Genomic DNA, 19,472 nt, shown 5'->3' with positions numbered 1-19,472 from the left:
CGGACTACCAGCCCGGATCCATGCCCAGGGTGCCGGGCGTCTCGTTGGCCAGCAGCATGCCCATGTTGCTCGAGCCCAGGTCCAGACCGCACAGCAGGTCCTGCCGGGAGCTGAAGCATGGCAGAGACGAGTGGGTGCGGTTGAGCGCGTAGAAGCACTTCGCGCCGTTCACGTCCCACGCCGCCTCGAAGAACCAGCCCTCGGTGTCCTGCTGGATGCCGAGCGGATCGAAGAGGTTGATGCGGTTGCCGGGGACCGTATACGTCTTGCCATTGCCGCAATAGTCCGCGCGCACCAGGCGCGTGCAGGCCTGGTGGTACTGCTCGAGCGGGGTGCCGTTGTAGCTGGCCCAGGGCCGGTAGCCCCACAGCGTGCACTTGGCGATGGCGCCACCCAGACAGGCGAAGGTGAAGCGCTCGGGGTCGCTGTACTTCGAGCCCCCGCCGGGCACGTCCTGCTGGTAGTTCCACACGCCCGCGGTGGGAATGGCTTGCACGACGGTGCCCGCGGCATCGCGGCAGGCCGGCTTCCAGCCGTAGTCCGTGGGGTCGAAGTACTGCACGCTGTAGAGCGTGATGTCCGTGTTGGGCGCCGGCGCCTGGTTCATCCCGGCGATGCGCATGCGCACGGTGCCGCCCTCGCCGTCACCCAGGTTGCCCAGGAATTCCACGCCGGTGAACTCCCGGTCGCGGATGACCTGGCCTTTCTCATAGCCATAGAAGGTGGTGCCCTGGAGCCACACGTTGTCCACCGTGTAGCCGTTCTTGCGCGCCGGATTGAAGTTCACGCTGACGACGAAGTTGGACAGGTCGTTGCCGTTGAGGTTGCCGCCGTTGAGGTTGCCGCCGTTGAGGTTGCCCCCGTTCTCCGCCTGGAGCGGATCCGCGGCGATGGCCAGCTCGGCGTCCGGGTTGCTGTCGGGCTCGATGGGGCCCGCGCAGGCACCCAGCAGCAAGGCGCCAAGGAGCCAGGGAGAAGTCGGGAGGGAACGCATGGATGTCCTCGGGAGACGGAGGGGGTGTTCAATGGACGGGCACTAGGGAAGTCATCCGTGGACTCAACGACAAGTGAGGCGTCGCTGATTGGACGCTGCGACTGTCTATTGGCTGTCAGTGCACTCCGGGTGGAGCCGACGCGCACAAGCGCAGGCCCACGCTCAAATCCCTGAAGTTGGGCTCGGGGGACTCGCGGTTGGTGACCCGGGCGGTGCTGGAGGCGTAGTAGTAGCTCCCTCCGCGAGCCACCGGCCGGCCGGGCGCCAGCACCGAGTCGGCCCATTCCCAGACATTGCCCGACATATCGTCCAGCCCGAAGGGACTGCGCGAGCCGGGATGCCGGCCCACCTCGTCCGGGCCGAAGTTGGCGCCCACCTTGCCGTACGTCTCGTCGAAGTTGGCCTGGTGCGGCAGGAGCACGTCGCCCTGGGGGAACTCGCGCTCGTCGGCGCCCCGGGCGGCGCGCTCCCACTCCCACTCGGTGCACAACCGGGCCCCGAGCACCCGGCCCGTGCTCGCCACCCAGGCGGCGTAGGCCCGGGCATCCTCGTAGTCGATGGCCCCCACCGGCATGCGCCGCCAGTCCTGCTCCACGTCGCGGGGGCGCGAGGTGTAGCGGATGGGCTCGCCCTCCTTCGCCTCGTGGGCCACCACGTTGGGCATGATGCGCAGGCTCCACCGGCCCTCCGGCGAGCGCGTCAGCTTCACCTCGGCGTTCACCGACGTCGCCGAGGCCCCATGCGGCACATGCCGGGCGAAGCGCTCGGGCGGCAGCGTCTCCAGCCACTCGAGGTACTCGCGATAGGTCACCTCGGTGCGGGAGATGAGGTAGGGGCCCGTCTCCACCGGGTGCAGCGGCGTGGTGTTGAAGAAGCGGCGGATGCTCTCCTCCGCGGCGGTGCCGAAGAGGAAGGAGCCGCGCGGCACGTAGACGAAGCCCGGGGGCACCTGGCGCTCCTCGGGGAGCATCAGCTCCAGGACGCGCTCCGTGCCCGGCTCGGCGCGCAGGGGGTAGCGCACCGGGACATGGCCGGGCGCGCGCACTTCCACCAGCCACGAGCCGCGCTCCAGGGCCAGTCCCTCCAGCGGTGTCGCACCCGGGGTGGGCACCGGGGTGGGGACGTACTGGTCGTCCACGAGCGTGTAGCGGGCCAGCGTCACCGTGGCCCCCGCGGGCCGGGTGCGCACGCTCAGGCGCATGGGGGCGTTCCAGCGCGCCATCCGCGTGCCCGAGGTGTCATAGAGGCTCAGCCGTTGCAGCAGCTCGTCCCGGTCTCCGGGGTGGAAGGCGCGCTCGGCGAGCAGCGCGCGCTCGGCGAGCACGTCGGCGAAGGCCTCGCGCACCTCCGCCCGGTCCGGTGCCAGCACCAGGGCCTTCTCCATCGCCTCGCTGGCGTGCAGGTAGTCCCGCTCCGTGTCGCGCGACAGCCGCAGCGCCTCGGCCCAGCGCGCCGAGGCGTCCTCCAGCTTGCCCGCGTCGAAGAGGGCGAAGGACTCCGCCCGCGTCCGCTCCAGGGCGCGCTGTTGCTCGCGGGCGTGCTCCAGCAAGGGGCGGGCCTCGGCCAGACGCGCGCGCACCTGGCGTTCCAGGGTGTACCAGGCGTTCACCCTCAGCCCCGCGTACACGAGCGCCAGGGAGGCGATGAAGCCCACGGCGAGGGCGCGCGTGAGCAGCTTGCCCCGGCGCAGCGCCCCGCGTGACGCCTCGAGGAAGGCCGTCTCGCGGGCGGACAGCGCCTGCTGGGGGTGGGCCTGGAGCTCGGCGAGGTGACGGGCGCCCCACAGGGCCTCGCGGGGACGGCCCAACCGCTCCCACTCGGAGGCGGCGCGCTCGAGCCGGGCGTGGAGCTGGCGTGCCTCGTGAGCCTCGGCGAGCCACTGGGCGAGCGTGGGCCAGCCGGTGAGCAGCGCCTCGTGGGCGATGTCGAAGGAGGAGCCCTCCTCGGAGCGGCGGGCCACCACCAGCCGCGCGCGGATGAGGGCCTCCAGCGCGGCGGGCGCGGCGGGCTCCTGGCCCAGCAGCTCGGCCTCGGAGCGGCGGGCGCGGGGGTTGTCCACCGTGACGAGCCGCATGAGCAGCCGTCGGGCCGCCACCTGCTGGTCCGGCAGCAACTGGGCGATGATGCCGTCGGCGTAGCGCGCGAGCGCTCCGCTCACGCCGCCCAGCGCCTCCAGCGCCGAGGCGGGGATGAGGCCCCGGGCCGCGTCCCTGGCCTCCCACAGCTCCGCCAGGGTGAACTGGAGCAGCGGCAGCCCTCCCTCGGCGCTCAGCGTGGAGTCCACCAGCGCGTCGATGAGGGCCTCGGACTCGAAGCGCGCGCCCTTGAGGCGGGCGGGGCCCGTCACCACCTCGCGCACCTCGGCGCGGCCCAGGGGGCGCAGCAGGTAGAGGGCCCGCGAGAGCGCCTCGCCCAGGCCGGGCAGCACGCCCAGCCGGGTGAGGAAGTCACTGCGCACCGTGGCGAGCAGGCGCACCCCGGCCACGCCCGAGGCGAACTGCGCGAGCAGCTCCGCCAGCAGCAGCGCTTCCCCGGGCTCGCTGAGCGTCACCAGCTCCTCGAGCTGATCCACGTGCAGCAAGAGGCCCTGGCGGGTGTTCTCCCCGAGCGAGGCGCGCAGGGCCCGCACCAGCGCGGTGGGCTCCTCGTGGGCGAGCTGCTCGATGCGTGCCTCCCCGAGGGGGAAGTGCGGGGCGAGCGCGGCGGCGAGCAGGGAGATGGGGCGGCGTCCGGGCACCATCCGCGCCGGACGCCAGGTGTAGCCATCCTCCAGCGCGCCCTCGACGACGAGCGGAACGACGCCCGCCAGACACAGCGAGGATTTGCCCACGCCCGAGTCACCGGTGACGAGCACGAAGGCGCTGGCGCGCAGCCGCTCCACCACGGCGCGCACCTCGCGCTGGCGGCCGAAGAACAGCGCCCGGTGCTCTTCCTGGAAGGCGTTGAGGCCGCGGTAGGGATTGCCCTCGGGCACGCGCAGGTGGGTGTCGCCGGTGCGCACGTCCTCCAGCGCCTCCAGCAGCGCGTCGGCGGAGGCGAAGCGCTCGAGTGGATCCCGCCGCAGGCAGCGGTCCACCACCGCGGCGAGCCGCGCGTCCACGTCCGGGCAGGCCAGGTGCAGGGGGCGTGCGTCCTGCTCCCGGACGGCGCGGGCCAGCTCCCGGGGGGGCACGTGGCGGAAGGGGCCCTGCCCGGCGGCGAGCTCGTAGAGCACCGCGCCCAGGGAGAAGAGATCCGCGCGGGCCGACACGGGCTCGCGCGCCCAGGCCTCGGGGGACATGAAGTAGGGCGTGCCCACGAGCGTGCCCCGGGTGAGCGAGGGCAGCTCGAGCCCGGGCGGGGCCTGGGCGGGAAGCTCTTCCCCCGGCGCGTCGGACTCGGGCGACAGCGTTCCGGGTTCGTCGAGGAGCTTGGCCAGGCCGAAGTCCAGCAGCTTCACCGTGCCGGACTCCTCGAGGATGGCGTTGCCGGGCTTGATGTCGCGGTGCAGGACGTTGCGGCGGTGGGCGGCGGCGAGCCCGCGCGCCAGCCCCACGCCGATCTCCAACACGCGCCGCCACGGCAGGGGGCGGGGCAGCCGGTCCAGGCTCGTGCCGCGGATGTACTCGGAGACGAGGTAGGGGTGCCCCTCGAACTGGCCGGCGCGGTAGAGGGTGGCGACGTTGGGGTGCTGGATGCGGGCGGCGGCGCGTGCCTCGATGAGGAAGCGCGGCAGGGCGTCCGCGTCGAGCGCCGGGATGAACTTCACCGCGACCGTGCGCTCCAGCAGCGTGTCCTGGGCGAGGTAGACGCGCCCGGTGCGTCCCTGGCCCAGCAGGCGCAGCAGCCGGTACTCATCAACCTCGGGGGGCGGTTGCCAGTCGCCGCGGAGGCGCGGGCCCGGGGGTTGATGCGCGGACTCGTTCACCGGGAGGGCGGCTTGCTGCCCGTCTTCTTCAGGAGTGCCTGGATGTGACTGGCGACCGTGTCGGGCAGGGCGGGCTTGGTGACGAAGGCATCACAGCCGACTTCCCGAGCCCGCTCCGACGAAGGCTCGAAGACGTGGCCGGTGAGCGCCATCACGGGGATGTCGCGGGTCGCCTCGTCCGTCTTGAGTTGCTGCGTGGCGTCCCAGCCACTGAGCACGGGCAGCGACAGGTCCATCAGGATGACGTCGGGATGGGACTCCCGCGCGCGCTCGACCGCTTCCCGTCCATCGCGAGCGGTCTGCACCTCGTAGCCGAGATACTCGAGGTACTCGGCGTACATCTCCCGGGCATCGTCGTAGTCATCGACCACGAGGACCTTGCGTCCCTCCGGGCTGGATGCTTCCGCCTCGGATTCCGCCATCTCGGACGGGGACATTTTGTGGCCGGGGTCCATATACCTGGGGGGAGGGGGGCGAGGAGCCATCCTGGCAGAATCGGTGGAGCTTGAACAGTTCCACCGATTCTCCGGGATTCACCCGCCCCGGTCTCACGCTCCGTGGGCCGTCCAGCATCCGGGCGAGCACCCATGAGAGGGATTCTTCGCGAATTCCCCGCCGGAAAGGTGCGTGGCCCCCGGCGTGAACCCTTGTAGAATCCAGTATGTCCGGAATGACCGGACTTCTCTGCACGGGAGCGATGACATGACGAAGCAGCTGAAGGGGTTGTGGGCCGTGGCGGCGCTCGTGGTGGGCGTGGGGACGGGTTTCACCGCGGGTGCGTGGGCGGAGACGCCGGCGCCCTCCTCGGCGGGGCTCGTGGAATGTGCGCGGGACTCCCAGTGTGACGCGGGCTGTGGGGCCGTGGGCGCCGGAGCGTGCCACTCGGGCCGCTGCTACTGCCGCTTCTAGACGGACGCCCGAGGGCCTCCGGTGCACACGGCGGCCCTCGCCGTTTCCTCGCCGAGCCCCGCGCTTGTCTTCAGACCGGGGCGTCGGGCGGAGGCAGGGGCTTCACCTCGAGCTGCCGGGTGGCGAGGAAGTCCGGGTTGAAGATCTTCGAGCTGTAGCGGCTGCCGTGATCACACAGCAGGGTGACGATGCGCAGCCCCTGGCCGAGGTGTTGCCGGGCCACCTCGTAGGCCGCGCGCACGTTGAGGGCCGCCGAGGTGCCCACCACCAGCGCGTCCTCGCGGGCCAGGTGGTAGAGCATCTCGATCATGTGCTGATCCGACAGGCGCATCGCCTCATCCACCCGCGCGCGGCGGAAGTTCTCCGTGAGGCGCATGATGCCGATGCCCTCGGTGATGGAGCTGCCCGAGCCCTCCATCTTCCCCTCGCGCACCTGGCAGTAGAGCCCCGAGCCGTGCGGATCCACCAGCACCACGCGCAGGGCGGGGTTCTTCTCCTTGAGGTAGCGGCTCACGCCGGAGAGGGTGCCGCCGCTGCCCACGGAGGAGACGAGCACGTCCACGCGGCCCTCGCACTGCTCCCACAGCTCGGGCCCGGTGGTCTCGTAGTGGAAGTCCCCGTTGGCGGTGTTCTCGAACTGGTTCATCCACACCCAGCCGCGCTCCTCGGCGAGCGCGCGGGCGCGGTGGTAGAAGTGCGAGGGATTGGAGAAGGGCACCGCGGGGACCTTGATGACCTCCACGCCCATGGCCTCCAGGTACTCGTACTTCTCGCGCACCTGGTTGTCGGGCATGGTGACGGCGACGCGGTAGCCCCGTTCGCGGCCGAGCAGCCCCAGCCCGATGCCCGTGTTGCCAGCCGTCCCCTCGATGATCGTGCTGCCCGGGACGAGCCGCCCTTCCTCCTCCGCCCGGCGGATCATCCCCTTGGCGGCGCGATCCTTGATGCTGCCGCCGGGGTTCATGAACTCGGCCTTGCCGAGAACGTCACAACCGGTGAGGCGCGAGAGCGAGCCGATGCGCAGCAACGGCGTGTTTCCAACTGAATCCCAGAGCGAGCCAATGCGGGGTGCCATGTGGGGGCCGAGCATAGCGCGCCGTGGGCGGTGGCGCCTCGCGGAGCGTTCAGCTGACGGGCAGAGAGGCGGGCTCGGGCCCGAGGGGGAATGCCTCGTCGATGCGGCGCAGCTCCTCCGCGGTGAGGGACAGGGCGGCGGCCGCGGCGTTGTCACGCACATGCGCCTCGCGGCTGGCCTTGGGGATGGCGAAGAGCGAGGGCCGGCGCACGAGGAAGCGCAGCGCCACCTGGCGGGGCGTGACACCGTGGGCGCCGGCGATGGCCTCGAGCACCTGGCCTCCCGGGCTCTCCGGCTCGGGGAAGTTCCCGCTGCCGAACGGGCTGTAGGCCACGACGGCCACGCCCTGTTTCTCACACCAGGGGATGACCGCGTGCTCGATGGCGCGCTCCTCCAGGTGGTAGAGCACCTGGTTGCACGCGATGCGGCCCGGGCCGGCGATCGCCAGCACCTCCTCGAGCTCGTCCACGTCGAAGTTGCTCACGCCCCAGGAGAGCACCTTGCCGTCCTTCACCAGGCGCTCGAAGGCGCGCACGGTGCCCTCCAGCGGGTGGGAGCCGGGCCAGTGCAGCAGGTAGCAGTCGAGCCGGTCGGTGCGCAGCCGCTTGAGGCTCCGCTCACACGCGGTGAGGGTGCCCTTCTCGGTGGCGTTGGAGGGCATGACCTTGGACACGAGGAACACCTCGTCGCGCCGGCCCGCGATGGCCTTGGACACGATGTGCTCCTCCACGCGGCCCTGCCCGTAGAGCTCGGCGGTGTCGAGGTGGGTCAGGCCGAGATCCATCCCGGCCTTGAGGGCCCGGATGGCGCTCTCCGGGTCATCCTCCTCCATCTGCCAGGTCCCCTGCCCGATGACGGGGACCGCCACCCCGGTGCTTCCCAACACGCGCTTCTCCATGTGCCCTCCCTTCCTGGTCCGCGCGGAGCATACGGCGGGCGAGGGCTCGGGGGGCCGGGCTCGCGGCACCCTGGGCGGAGTCACCTCGCCCAGAGAACACTCAGCTCCAGGAGAAGGGGCGTGAAGGGCTCGGCGTGCACGCGAGCGGGACCGGTGTTCGTGCCCAGCGGCTCCCAGTGCTCGCCGTGTAGCCCGTAGACCTCCAAGGACCGCCGCAGCGGGTCCACCAGCCACAGGTGGCGCACACCCGCGCGGGCGTAGACCTTCATCTTCTTTTCCCGGTCCAGTGACTTCGTGGAAGGAGAGAGCACCTCGCAGACCCAGTCGGGCGCGAGGGTGAAGCCCACCACGTCGGGCATCTCCGGCATGCGCTCACGGCGCCAGGCGGCGAGGTTCGGCACCAGCACATCGTCGCCCAGGTGCAGCTCGGGCTTCAAGAGGAGCAGCCATCCGCCCGGGCCTCCCCTTCCCAGGTGGAAGGGGCTGTAGAGTTCTCCGAACAGCGCGCTATGCGCGAGTGCGTGAGGGGAGGGGGGCCGGGGACTGGCGTACAGCTCGCCGTCGACCAGCTCCGCCACGAGGTGCGGAGGGACCGCTTCCAGGTCCGCGTAGGTCGCCTTGCGCTTGGATTCGGCATTCATGCGAACAAGCTACACCCTACCTCTGAAATAAGGTAGCGGGTGGTTCCTTCCGGGGTTGGTCTGACTGGGACGGACGAACCGTCCACCCGACGGACGAGTCCTCGGTTCACGGGGGCTGATCGCTTTCGCGGACGTCGGTGCGCATCTTCGGAGTGGGTGCTCCCGACGGGCGACTCTCGTGGCTCGCCTGCCTGGGTGCCACCGCTCGCGAGGAGGGATGGCGATGATGAACGAGGAACTTCTATCCGATGTGGCCGAGCACACCGGACAAGCTGGCACCCAGGAGGCCGAGCACACCGTGCACACGGTGCTCGAAGTCCTGAGCGAGCGCTTGAGCTGGCCCGTCATCGAGGCCGTGGCGGATGACCTTCCTGGCTCGCTGACCGCGGGCATGAGGGAAGGGGTCGACCGCCAGGACTTCAACCTCGCGGAGTTCCAGGCGCGTGTCGCGGACCGGATGCGGGTGCCGCTCGGACGCGCCGTGGAACTCACGGGCGTCGTCTGCCGGTTCCTCGCGGAGGCGCTGAGCCCGGGGACGCTGCACCGGCTCCGCGAGGAGCTCCCCGAGCCCATGGGCGCCCTCTTCTCGCCCCGCGAGTCCGGCGAGCGCTTCGAGCCCGTCCACCTCGAGCCGAGCCGCGGGACACTCGCGGAGGGCCGGCCGGGAAGCACGCATCCCCTGTCCGAGGCCAGCCCCGAGCGGGCGCAATCCCAGTCCGTGGCGCGCACGGACAATCCTCATGGGGACACGAAGCTCTCCAGTGCCACCGGGCTCACCCAGGAGCGCGAAGGGGAGACCCTCGCGACCGGACACCTCGGGTCGAATCGTCCCCTGAGTGAGCGGAAGTGAACTCGGGTCCAGCGCCCAGGGGAGCACACGGCCCCCCCAGCAAGAGTGCAGGGCGGGGGAGGGGCCTCGCATGGGGCCGCCGGGCTGTCCTCCTGACTGGAGGGCTCCTGCACTATGTCGGGGAGCCCGCCGCTTCACTGTAGTAAGTTGGTGGGAATGGTACGTACTTCAGTGCTGGTGTTCATGGGGTTTCTCGCCTTCGCCACCCTCGACGCATCCGCCGCGCCGCCTGAGGCGGCTGCCGCGAAGTCCGTGGCGGAGGCCTCGAAGCGGCTCGAGAGTGCTCGCGCCGCTCTCACGACGGCCGTTCAGCGGATCCAGAAGGATCCGCCGAGCAATGCCGACCTCGATGCGGCCCTCGCGGCGGTGGAAGCGCTGAAGAGCGCGCTCGACGCGGGCGCGAGCTTCGAGACGGCGGATCTCGACTACGCCCGGGCCGTCCTCGCGGCGCGCAAGGAGCTCCGGACGCAGCGCGAGTACGTCGAGGGGCGCCGCGCCAAGGTGCACATCTTCGACTCTCGCCGGCGCATGGATGAGGCGCTCGCGACCCTGAACGAGCGCATGGCGAAGTTCTCGGGGAAGGAACCCGGCCCCAAGGAGATGGACGATGCCCGGGCCTCGGTCGATGCGCTCAAGAAGCTGGCGGACGAGAGCCGGCCCCTGACGAAGCAGGATGAGAAGTTCGCCGCGTACATCTCCGAGGTCGACGCGACCCTCGCCCGTCACCAGAAGGCGATCGATGACCGGTGGTTGGCGCAGTCGGCGCAGAAGCAGCGCGGACTCCTGGACGACAGCCGCAAGGCGCTGGCCGCCGCGGTCGCCGAGCTGGGCAAGGCCTGGTCGGACGAGAAGTTCTCGGCCACCGACAAGGCGATCACGGCGCTGCAGAAGCAGCTCGACGAGGGCAAGCCGCTCGAGGAGCGCGACAGGGCGTATCGCGGGGACGCGGACAAGGCTCGCGCCGAGGTCACGCAGGCCCGGCGCAAGATGGAGGAGTCGGTGGCGCAGGCGGGTGTCTCGCGCGTCAAGGCGGAGATGGGGCCTGCCCAGGAAGAGCTCGCCACGGCCGCCAAGGCGCTCCGTGCCCGGAAGCCGACTCCCGAGCAGTTCGCCGAGGCCAAGACCGCGGCGTTCGTCGTCCGCAAGCTGGTGGAGAAGTACGAGCCGCAGGCCGCGGCCAGCCAGCCCATCGCCCAGTACCTCACCGAGGTGAAGAACACGCTCACCGAGGTGGAGGTGTCACTCGAGGTTCGCGGCCTCGATACAGCTCGCGCCGACTTCACGCAGGCCCTGCGCAATCTCGAGAGGCGGAGCGTGACCCCCGAGCAGTTCGAGGAGGCCAACACGGCGATGGTCATCCTGCAGAAGACGCTCGAGACGGCTCACACGAAGAACCCCGCGGTCAGCCCCTCCGCCGCCGAAGCGCGCCAGCTGCTCAAGGATGGGAAGGCGACCATCGAGCGGCGCCGGTACGAGGTCGATCTGCAGCAGCAGCGCGCGAAGGTCGACGAGGCGCGCAAGAACGCGACGGCCCTGGTCGCCGGGATCCAGAAGGAGAAGCCCTCGGACGCGCAGATCCAGGAGGCGGAGAAGGCCATCCAGCAGATCGGCGTGGTGCTGGAGGCCGGCGTGGCCTTCGTGAAGAAGGACCGCGACTACGCGCTGTACGCCAAGGAGTCCAAGGAGCGCATGGCGGAGCTGACCGATCGCGTCAACCGGCGGAAGATCGTGCTGGCCGCGGCGGACGCCCGTGTTCAGCTCTCCGAGCGCCTGGCCACGGCGAAGGAGAAGCTCGAGGCCGCCAAGCCCGCTACCTCCACCGACGGCGACATCGATGCGGCCTCGAAGGTCGTGGACGAGCTCATGCAGATGTTCGAGACGCGCGCGGAGCTGGAGCGGCAGGACGCGGGCTACGCGTCGTACGCGGAGCGGGCGCGCAACGAAATGGTGAAGCTGATGGAGGCGCTCGAGTTCGCGCGGCAGGCGCGGGCGTTGCGGAAGATCACCGGTGAGGCCCTGGCCGCCGCCAGCGCGACGTCGGAGTCGGCCGCGTCCGCCAAGGACCTGCGCAAGAAGAAGGATCTGTACGCGAACGCGATGGACAAGCTGAAGGCCTGCCAGGAGGAGGGCGCCAGGATGGTGAAGGAGAACGCTGGCCTCGCTGGCATCGACGTGCTCATCGGCGGAATGCCCACGCGGCCCCAGGACGTGATGGCGCAGTGTGCCCAGAAGGCCGCGTCGCTGCAGGAGCCCCAGAAGAAGGTCGACGTGCAGCTCCGGTTCGAGGACGGGCCGAGGAAGGCGTACACCCTGGCGAAGTCCCTGCTGTCCAAGGGGAGCAAGAACGAGGCGCTCGAGCAGTACAACGGTTGCGTCGCGGAGGGTCGCATCCTGCAGAACCAGTATCCCGATTTCAAGGATCACAAGTTCGACGTCAGCGGCACCAGCATGAGCGTGCTCGAGCTGATCCAGGTGTGCGTGAAGGAGCGCAAGCCGCTGCAGGCGGCCCGCTGAGTCTGCCTGTCCTGGGTGCGGCTCCATGAGGTCGATGCTCGGGGCCAGGTGACCCAACAGCGGCGCCCCCGCCGCCCTCGGCGGGAGCGTCGCGAGCAGGAGCTCCGAGTGGAGGGTTGACACTCAGTGCGGCGCGAGCGAAGCCACGCCGGGCGAGTGGTATTTCAGCAGCCACTTGATGGTCAGCGGCGTGCTGAAGGTCTGGGCCGGCGTGGAGCAGCGGATGCTGGTCTTGAGCGCACCGACGGGCGTGTTGTAGTTCGCGTCGCCGCGCACGTCGGCCACGGTGCAGTCTCGCAGGCCTTCCACCTCGAAGGCGTAGACATCGCCGCTGGCGTAGCTGAAGCGCTTGTCGCCGCTGGTGCTCACGCCGTCGGAGAACGAGCCGAACTCCATCTCGATCTTCGACAGGCTCAGGGCGCCATCGGGTGTGTAGGTGTCCTCGCGTGTGATCTGGCCAGGTTCGAAGGTGTAGGTGGTGGTGGAGGTGATGCGTTTGTCCTTGAAGGGCGAGCCACCGCTGCCGGTGCCGGTCACCCGGTCCATGGCGTCCTGCTCGTAGCTCACCCGCAGCACCTTGCCGTCCGCGGACTCCTGCGTCCGCAGGTTCTTCTGGTACGCCGCGGGAATCAGCGCCTGTGGGGTGCCCGTGCTCGTATCGGCCAGGGTGAACATCGGCTGCAACTGCGGCCATTGCGTGTCGGCCACACCGGAGAGCATGTTGTACGAATACGGGATCGCGAAGTACGGATTGGTGCGGTGGTAGGTGGCCGCGCCGTTGACCACCGGCAGACTGATGATGCGCAGGCCGTCGCGGTAGGTGACCAGGCCGCGGTCGTAGGTGGCGGACTGCCCGTCGAAGCCGGCGAACCGGGTGAGCGCCGTGCGCGGCAACGTGTCCAGGTAGTCGATGAAGGCGCGGGTCGACACCGGCGGCTTCTGTGCATGGCCGCTGAGCTTCCAGAGGTTGTTGGTGTAGAGCAACTGGTGCGACAGGCTCAGGTTCTCGCCCAGGATGCGCGCCTTGCCGCGGTAGCCATCAGTGCGGCGGCCCTTGTCCCACATGTTGAGCGACCCGGTCTCGGCGTCGTACCAGAACTCGGTGTACTTCGCCGTGATGCGTGTCGCGAAGGCGTAGGCGATGTCCTTTTCCTCGGCCGTCAGCACGTTCATGTGCGCGGCCGCCGAGAGCACCTCGGCGAAGGACGTGTCCGCGTAGGCGCTCAGGCTGCGGCCGTAGTCGATGCCGTTGCCCGCCGGGTTCAAGCGCAGCTTGATGACATCCACTGACTGGCGCAGCCAGCCCTTGAGCGCGGCCAGATCCTCGGGCGAGACCTGCATGTCGGTCTCGATCAGCCGCTGCACGATCTCGCCGATGAGCAGGATGCTGTAGCGGTCGAAGCGGCCGCTGCCATCGGTTTCGTCCGAGAAGCCAAAGGCCGAGAAGGTCTTGTAGTGGTTGATCATCTTCTGCAGCAGGGCCTCGCTGGCCTCGGGGCCTTCCCAGCCGAGCAGGTAGCGCAGACGTGCCACGCTGAAAGCGACGCCGTAGTAGTTGGTCGGCAGATTGATCAACGAGTAATCGGGGTTGACGAAGGTGCGCCAGTCGAGCCGGGTCTTGAGCTTGTCCAGGGTGGCGGCGCTGACGGCCGGGTTCTCGCCGTCGAGGTGGCCCGCCTTCTTGAGCTTCCAGAGGGCCGAGAGGTAGTAGTAGATGCCCCAGGTCTCGTTCGTCACGTTGATCGTCATGTCGGAGATCGCGCGGTAGCCGTCGAGGTAGGTCTGGTACCTGGCGTCCGAAGGCGATGCGTTGAGCAGCAGGTACGAGAACCCGATGGCCACCTTGCCCGGCAGGAACTTGTCGCCGCTGTTCGGAGCGAAGACCTTCACGCCCTGCAGTTCCGTGTCCAGTCCCTGCGCGCGCACCTGGTCGAACAGGTGCTCAATCGTCGGCAGCAGTTGCTGGGTGACGATCTCGTCCATCGGCGTGTTCGAGGCTTTGGGCTGTGCCGCGAGCACGGCCGGGTCCACGGGGCGCTCCGTCCCGGGAGGATTGCCAGCGCCCGGCGGGGTGCCGCCACCGCAAGCGATCGCGAGGAGGGCGGCGGACACTGCCGTCAGGACGAACTTGGATTTTCGCATGTGTCAGTTGTCTCCCAGAGCTGAAGTGCTCGCCTGGCACGTTAACCCCCATCACGGGAGCGCGGTCACTCCAGCTGGGGGAGGGAGAGCACGAAGGGGACGCGCAATTGGTAGGCGCCCAGGACATGCTCCGGTCCCAACGGCGCACAGGTGTGATGTCCCGGCTCGAGTCCGGGGACGAACGGAGCGGAGATCCGCAGCTCCGCCGACAGGCCGCGGACGGTGCCCTGGCTCCAATCCTTCGTCCACGGCGCGGACGTCAGCAGCGGACCCACCGTGCCGAGCAGGGACTGCTCGTGGATCTCCTGCATGGCCTGGAAGGCAGGCACCTCGGAGACGGGCTGGTAGGGCTGCGCGGGTGCCTCCCACCGCAAGGAGAGCAGGGGAGTCCCGGCCACGAGCGAGCGGACGTCATAGCGCCCCGGATCCTCCTGTGTGTCGCCGATGCGCGCCAGGACCTTGTTGAAGCCCCAGTACAGCCATCCCCCCACCGTGGGCACGGTGGCATTGAGGAACAGCCGGGGCAGATACACCCACGGGAGCGGCGTGCCCGTGCGCGCCGACCGCCGCCGCGAGGCCACGAAGGGCACCACCACGGCCATCTCCTCGTACGTTAGCGAGGAGGAGGACGCGGAAGACCAGCTCATGCGCGAGCGGTGGAGCGTGCCGAAGGAGAACAGCACGGGGTGGCTCCCCTCGGGAGTCAGCCCTTGGGGCAGCAACTCCAGATCTCGCCCCAGGCGCGGCTCGCGGGCGAGCATCCGCTCCACGCTCGGACGCGGCAGGGCGAGGGTGACGATTCGCGTGGACCAGTCGCCGACAAACCCCACACCTTCTCCTCGTGCTGGACTCATCGTGTCTTCATAGCGCGACCACCGTCCGTATCCAGCTGCCCAGTACCTCTCCGAGGTGAAGAACACGCCGAGCGCGCCGTCCCTGGGAGCGCGCGGCTCGCCTCGGCTCAGCGCTCCGGCGCGTAGTCGAACTTCCGCACGTAGTTGTCAGGTGCGCCAGACCCGAGCTTGTAAAGCGCCGTCTTGGGAGCGAACGGAGGCTGGAGCTCCGGCTCCAACTGGCCTCCCTCACTGTCAGCGGCCACCAGCGCGCTCCCCTTCACATCCAGCTGGAAGGCGCCAACATTGTTGTCCTCGTTGCTCTCGGCAATAGACCCATACTCATCGGCGAACAGCACGATGTGGTAGGTGCCCGTGGGCATGTACGGAGAGAACGTGATGGCCGTGGGGGGCAGCGTGGATGTCCCCGCCCCACTCGCGATATTGACCGCCCCAATGAAGGACAGCAGTTGGTAGTTGGCATCGGCCAGGTAGATGCCCACCGCCGACTCGGAACTCGCGGGACACCGCGTATGCAGGTCGAAGGAGATGTTCGTGGTGCCGCCCGGCTGGATTGCCGCTGGGCTGATCGTTCCACCGATGAAGTAGAAGTCGGGCTGCTTGGTGGTGCCCATCACCGTATCGTCATACTTGTAGCCACTCCAACCCAGCTCCGCCAGGATGTACCAGGTCTGAGGTGTGCAGGCCGCCGCGATGTTCTCCAGCAACGATACCGTGCTCGCGGGTATGCTCCCCCGGGTGATGGTCCGCGTCTGCTTCCCTGAAGGGGGATAATAGGGTCCCCACCCGGTGCCGCTCAGGTGGACCCCCGTCGAGTACAGGAGCGCCACGCCGGTGCTCCCATTCGGACTGGCCGAGATATAGAACCGCAGTTCGGAGTAGGCGGCGCCCACACCATAGTTGCTCCCACCCAGGGTGTACTCGACCTGGAAACCGCTGAGCGGGTCCGTGATGGTGTCGGGCACCGTGAAATTGAACACCCGCGCCTGGGCCCAGGCGGAGTTGGCTGCGAAGAAGCACAGAATGAAGAGTGCCGCCGTGGGAATCTTCCGTTTCATCATCCTCGAACTCCAGCTCGAGCTTCGTTGGACTCGTTAACGGACAAAGTGGGCACCTCCCCGAGACCCGGGTCGCCCCCCTGTCCATACGAGATGAGCCATCGAGGTGGAAAATGATGCGGAGAAAATGGCAATCGAAGGGTATGAGGAACGCCCATGAGCGACGAGCGCACGCCTGCCGAGCCCGAAGTCATGGAGCCCACGTTCTGGCGGAAGAACGGCTGGACGGCCAGGGTCATCAAGAACGAGGAGGACGACGGCTGGGCCGTGGAAATCCGCAAGCAGGGGCTCGCCGAGCCCGTCCTCATCAGTCCGTGGGTGATGGGCCGCGACAAGAAGAACCCCAAGCCCTTCGATGCGACGGCGTTCGCGACCTTCGTGAAAACGGCCTCGGAGGTCCTCGACCGCTCCGCGCGACAGCGCGAACAGGCCATGACCAAGAAGCTCTCCATCGCCTGGGAGGGCCGCTGGTACGAGGTTCGGCTCGAGCTCGTGGCCGATGAGTATGAGCCCCACGCGCTGCTCTCCGCCGTCGACGACGCGGGCGCGACCGTCGCGAAGCATCGCGTGCCCGTGAACTTCAAGTTCAACAGAGACGTCGCCAACGAGTGGGTGCGCGGCGGCTTCCCCGAGCCCTGAGCTGTACGAGGTGTTTGACACCTTCCGGGGGGCTCCTTCCGGGGGCCCCCCGGCCCTCGCACCCACCCGGGCCTAGTTGCTGATCTCGATGTCGTCGACGTACCCGACGAAGTCACCCGTCAGGGGGCCGTAGTCGTAGGTGATCAAGATCCTGTCGATCGTCTTGCCGGCGAGCCACTGACCGATCCGGGACTTCGTCTGCGTCCACGCGTTGACGGTGCCGCGGCTGGCTCCCGGGTGCATGCCGAGGCCGTTGACGTCCGTCGCGCCCGAGTCCCGGAGGGACGTGCCGTCCGTCATGATGAGATCCACGGTCACGTGCTGGGACAGGCTGTTCTGTGGGTAGGTCCAGAAGGAGAGCTGGGTCGAGGCCTGCACCGGGATGTGGACGTCGTAGGCCTTGAAGTACGCGAAGGAGCCCGTGGCCGCGGTATCGCGCCCGGAGATGCGCAGGGCCCTGCTTCCGCCGTGGGCGCGTTCGCCCGAGACGACGCCGAACCCGACGCTACCGGTGCCTCCAGGGCCTGTCACCCCCACGCTTCCCCCTCCCGTCGGGTCGATGGTGTTGCTCCACGTGAGCGCGGCATCCGTTTCCTCCCCGCCCGTGCGGAACCAGACGGGTCCGTTCGTGTAGGGGATGGGCACGGTCGGCGTGAGCGCATCGAGCCCTTCGATCATCCGCGTCGCCTTGCCCGCCAGGCGCAGGTAGAAGTCGGAGGAGATGTAGATGCCGTCGGAGCTCAGCGTGAGGAAGTACTGGTTGGTGGGCGTCATCGACGAGTCCTCGGCCGCCTTCGCGATGGCCGTTCCCTCGTCGTACTCGTCGAACATGGCGATGTAGGCCGCGGGGATGCCCGCGCTGCGGATGTTGAAGGCCTGCTTCCACAGGAACGCACCCCCGCGCCGGGGGATCTCGTTCTTCGGCCCGCCGTTCCAGTTGTACCAGGCGAAGCCGGGGAACAGGACCGGCTGGTAGGCCATGCCGTGGGTGGCGCAGTAGTCGCGGTCGGGAATGACGTGGGTGTCCTTGTAGCTGTCGATCTCCACGTCGTGCTTGTAGCGCCCGACGGTCCACGGAGAAATCATGTGGAACTTCTTGTACACCTCGGTGAAGCCCGGCTTCGAGTCTCCGCTGCTGGTGCGCCAGTTCGTCGGCACTCCTCCAATGACATAGGTGCCCTGGGCGCGGAACCAGTCGATGAGCTCCGCGGAGCGTGCCGCGGAGTTCGACCGGTCCGTGAAGCCCACCCCCCAGATGGCCACCACCGGTTTTCCATCCTGCACCGCGTAGCGGGGGGAGGCGGTGAGTTGGAGCTGGCCGACGATCGTCTTCGTCCAGTCGTCCTTGATCATCTGGACGAAGGTGGCATCGTCCATGCCGGAAATGTCATACATGATATAGAAGAGGCGTCCGGTCGCCTCGGCGGCGGTCTTCACCTTGGTGGCGACACTGTTGCGATGCGCCATGAACACGCCATCCGTCGTCATGAACCGCTGCACCGCGGCCCCGTCGATGCCGTACTGCTGCATCCACTGGAAATGCTTGTTCACGACGTCCGCCGAGTACGAGGAGAACAGCTTCGCTGGCGCTCCGTTCCCAAGCGGCGCATAGCCGGTCTGGAAGAGCGACCCGGGCGGGTACTCCGAGATGTCCGGGTACAAATCGAAGCTCTGATAACCCGGAGCGGGCATTCCCTGGTTGGACCGGTAGGTTCCCCCCGACCAGTGGTACCACCGCTCGACCGGCGACCCGTCACCATAGGCCGAGAACCACCCCTGGTAACCGGCGATGACCTTGTCCTTGATCCCCTGCGAGACGACCGCTTGTGTCGTCTCGCCCGCTGGTTCCGAGGGGGGCGGATGCATGGATTCATCCTGCTCCACGCAGCCCGCCACGTTGACCGCTAGGGACACCGCCAGCAACAACCCATTCGCTCGTCTCGCATTCATTCCGAATAGGAGTACAAACCAACATCCAGGTTGTCAAGGAAGCTTGGACAAAGCCGCTTAATCAGGATGCTCGGAACGAAGGACCCGCCGTTCCACGGCCGTGGGCCTGTGGGACCTTGGAATTCTCTCAGGAATCCCGCCGGTGCGTGGCTTGGAGTCCTGCACCTTGCCGGTGGGCGCCTTGGGCAACTCGGCGACGAACTCCACCGGAATGAGTTCCTCGTAGCCGCCATCTGTTCGCCCACGCCCCGGTCACGCGCCCATCACTCGGGCCAACGTCACGAGGCCACGGCCCGTCACGCGCCCATCACGCGGCCAACGTATGAAGCGCCCACTCCACCGGTACCCACGAGTCGATGGGTCGTCCTCGAGGGGGGGCGCGTGGGTCCTCGGTGAGAGTGCGGTTCCATCCAGTTTCGATGAAATATTTGGAGGAAGTCCACATGAACGTCGTATCGAGCATTTCGGGTGTTGCTCTGGCCATTGTCCTGTCCGCGGCACCTGCGTACGCGAGCGCGCCCATTGCGTGCGGGACCCGCGTCGATTCCTTCCTGAACGCCTCGCGGTCCGACGGCAGGCGGGTCCTGGGTATCGGGTCGGCCGTGACCGCCCGTGGAGCCCTCGGCTTCACGCACTTCGCGATGGCGCAGGGCTATCAGATCGAGACGACTCCGCTTCACACGCCGGCGGCCCCCCAGAGCGCGACGTTCGCGCTCGGGTACAACGCGACGTCGGACGTGTTCACGGGGGATTTCACCGAGGTGTTCACCGACCGTGGCAACGGCGACGAGGACCGCACCTCCCTGTGGGTCGCGCGCGGCGGAAGCTTCTGGCTCCGCTCCGTCACCTGGAGCGGCAGCTGGCTGCAGTTGCAGAACGTCGTGTGCTACGCCGGCCCGCAGAACCAGCTGGTGGTGACGGGAAGCATCGACAACCCGGGCCTCGGGAGCGACCACTGGTCCTTCGTGCTCGTTCGCGATGCGCTGTGATGACCGCTGCTGAGCAGGGCGCACGACAGCCTTGATGCTCAAGCGGCCGGGG

General features: G+C 68.6%; 15 protein-coding genes. 5 read left to right on the top strand and 10 right to left on the bottom strand.

Features of this window, described 5'->3' with window-relative positions:
- Window positions 1-4: 4 nt before the first annotated feature.
- From D187_RS26585 to D187_RS26575, 3 genes are all read right to left on the bottom strand, one after another.
- Entirely contained in the window at window positions 5-994 is a 990-nt protein-coding gene (locus tag D187_RS26585) for an ADYC domain-containing protein (protein ID WP_051256543.1), read from the bottom strand.
- A gap of 115 nt (window positions 995-1,109) precedes the next feature.
- Window positions 1,110-4,901 (bottom strand): bifunctional serine/threonine-protein kinase/formylglycine-generating enzyme family protein, encoded by a 3,792-nt coding sequence (locus D187_RS26580; protein WP_002629434.1) that lies wholly within the window; start codon window positions 4,899-4,901, stop codon window positions 1,110-1,112.
- Window positions 4,898-5,338, bottom strand: a complete 441-nt coding sequence (locus D187_RS26575; protein WP_002629433.1) for a response regulator — start codon at window positions 5,336-5,338, stop codon at window positions 4,898-4,900. The genes D187_RS26580 and D187_RS26575 overlap by 4 nt, the downstream gene beginning before the upstream one ends.
- Before the next feature lie 265 nt (window positions 5,339-5,603).
- On the opposite strand from D187_RS26575, the gene D187_RS26570 reads away from it, so the two are divergent.
- Window positions 5,604-5,810 (top strand): hypothetical protein, encoded by a 207-nt coding sequence (locus tag D187_RS26570; RefSeq protein WP_002629432.1) that lies wholly within the window; start codon window positions 5,604-5,606, stop codon window positions 5,808-5,810.
- 70 nt (window positions 5,811-5,880) lie between these two features.
- Here D187_RS26570 and D187_RS26565 read toward each other — a convergent pair whose 3' ends face one another.
- From D187_RS26565 to D187_RS26555, 3 genes are all read right to left on the bottom strand, one after another.
- The gene (locus D187_RS26565; protein ID WP_043431644.1) at window positions 5,881-6,885 is read right to left on the bottom strand and encodes a cysteine synthase A; all 1,005 of its coding nucleotides are present in this window, start codon (window positions 6,883-6,885) and stop codon (window positions 5,881-5,883) included.
- A 49-nt stretch (window positions 6,886-6,934) separates the two neighbouring features.
- Window positions 6,935-7,783 carry an aldo/keto reductase gene (locus D187_RS26560; RefSeq protein ID WP_002629430.1) on the bottom strand — a complete coding sequence of 283 codons (849 nt, stop codon included), beginning with the start codon at window positions 7,781-7,783 and terminating at the stop codon, window positions 6,935-6,937.
- Between the two features lie 80 nt (window positions 7,784-7,863).
- Window positions 7,864-8,424, bottom strand: a complete 561-nt coding sequence (locus D187_RS26555) for a Uma2 family endonuclease (protein WP_002629429.1) — start codon at window positions 8,422-8,424, stop codon at window positions 7,864-7,866.
- A gap of 223 nt (window positions 8,425-8,647) precedes the next feature.
- On the opposite strand from D187_RS26555, the gene D187_RS26550 reads away from it, so the two are divergent.
- Together D187_RS26550 and D187_RS26545 are read left to right on the top strand one after the other, a co-directional pair.
- Window positions 8,648-9,274 (top strand): DUF2267 domain-containing protein, encoded by a 627-nt coding sequence (locus D187_RS26550; protein WP_002629428.1) that lies wholly within the window; start codon window positions 8,648-8,650, stop codon window positions 9,272-9,274.
- 156 nt (window positions 9,275-9,430) lie between these two features.
- Window positions 9,431-11,788: a hypothetical protein gene (locus D187_RS26545; protein WP_043431577.1), complete on the top strand. Its 2,358-nt coding sequence runs from the start codon at window positions 9,431-9,433 to the stop codon at window positions 11,786-11,788.
- Between the two features lie 123 nt (window positions 11,789-11,911).
- Here the strand turns inward: D187_RS26545 and D187_RS26540 are convergent, their stop codons facing one another.
- The 3 genes from D187_RS26540 to D187_RS26530 all read right to left on the bottom strand — a co-directional run bounded on the left by D187_RS26540 (window position 11,912) and on the right by D187_RS26530 (window position 15,845).
- Window positions 11,912-13,930, bottom strand: a complete 2,019-nt coding sequence (locus tag D187_RS26540) for a hypothetical protein (protein WP_002629426.1) — start codon at window positions 13,928-13,930, stop codon at window positions 11,912-11,914.
- A gap of 65 nt (window positions 13,931-13,995) precedes the next feature.
- Window positions 13,996-14,760, bottom strand: coding sequence for an acetoacetate decarboxylase family protein (locus D187_RS26535; RefSeq protein WP_002629425.1), 765 nt, complete (start codon window positions 14,758-14,760; stop codon window positions 13,996-13,998).
- 131 nt (window positions 14,761-14,891) lie between these two features.
- Window positions 14,892-15,845: a hypothetical protein gene (locus D187_RS26530; RefSeq protein WP_043431576.1), complete on the bottom strand. Its 954-nt coding sequence runs from the start codon at window positions 15,843-15,845 to the stop codon at window positions 14,892-14,894.
- A gap of 153 nt (window positions 15,846-15,998) precedes the next feature.
- Here D187_RS26530 and D187_RS26525 point away from each other — a divergent pair, with 153 nt between their 5' ends.
- The gene (locus D187_RS26525; RefSeq protein ID WP_002629422.1) at window positions 15,999-16,481 is read left to right on the top strand and encodes a hypothetical protein; all 483 of its coding nucleotides are present in this window, start codon (window positions 15,999-16,001) and stop codon (window positions 16,479-16,481) included.
- 72 nt (window positions 16,482-16,553) lie between these two features.
- Here the strand turns inward: D187_RS26525 and D187_RS26520 are convergent, their stop codons facing one another.
- Window positions 16,554-18,347, bottom strand: coding sequence for a glycoside hydrolase family 99 protein (locus tag D187_RS26520; protein ID WP_245591833.1), 1,794 nt, complete (start codon window positions 18,345-18,347; stop codon window positions 16,554-16,556).
- A 527-nt stretch (window positions 18,348-18,874) separates the two neighbouring features.
- Here D187_RS26520 and D187_RS26515 point away from each other — a divergent pair.
- A complete protein-coding gene (locus D187_RS26515; protein WP_043431575.1) occupies window positions 18,875-19,420 on the top strand; it encodes a hypothetical protein in 546 nt (181 codons plus the stop codon).
- Window positions 19,421-19,472: the final 52 nt, after the last annotated feature.

This window comes from Cystobacter fuscus DSM 2262 (assembly GCF_000335475.2).
In the GTDB taxonomy this organism is placed as follows: Bacteria; Myxococcota; Myxococcia; order Myxococcales; family Myxococcaceae; genus Cystobacter; species Cystobacter fuscus.
This window is presented reverse-complemented; position numbering and strand designations above follow the sequence as displayed.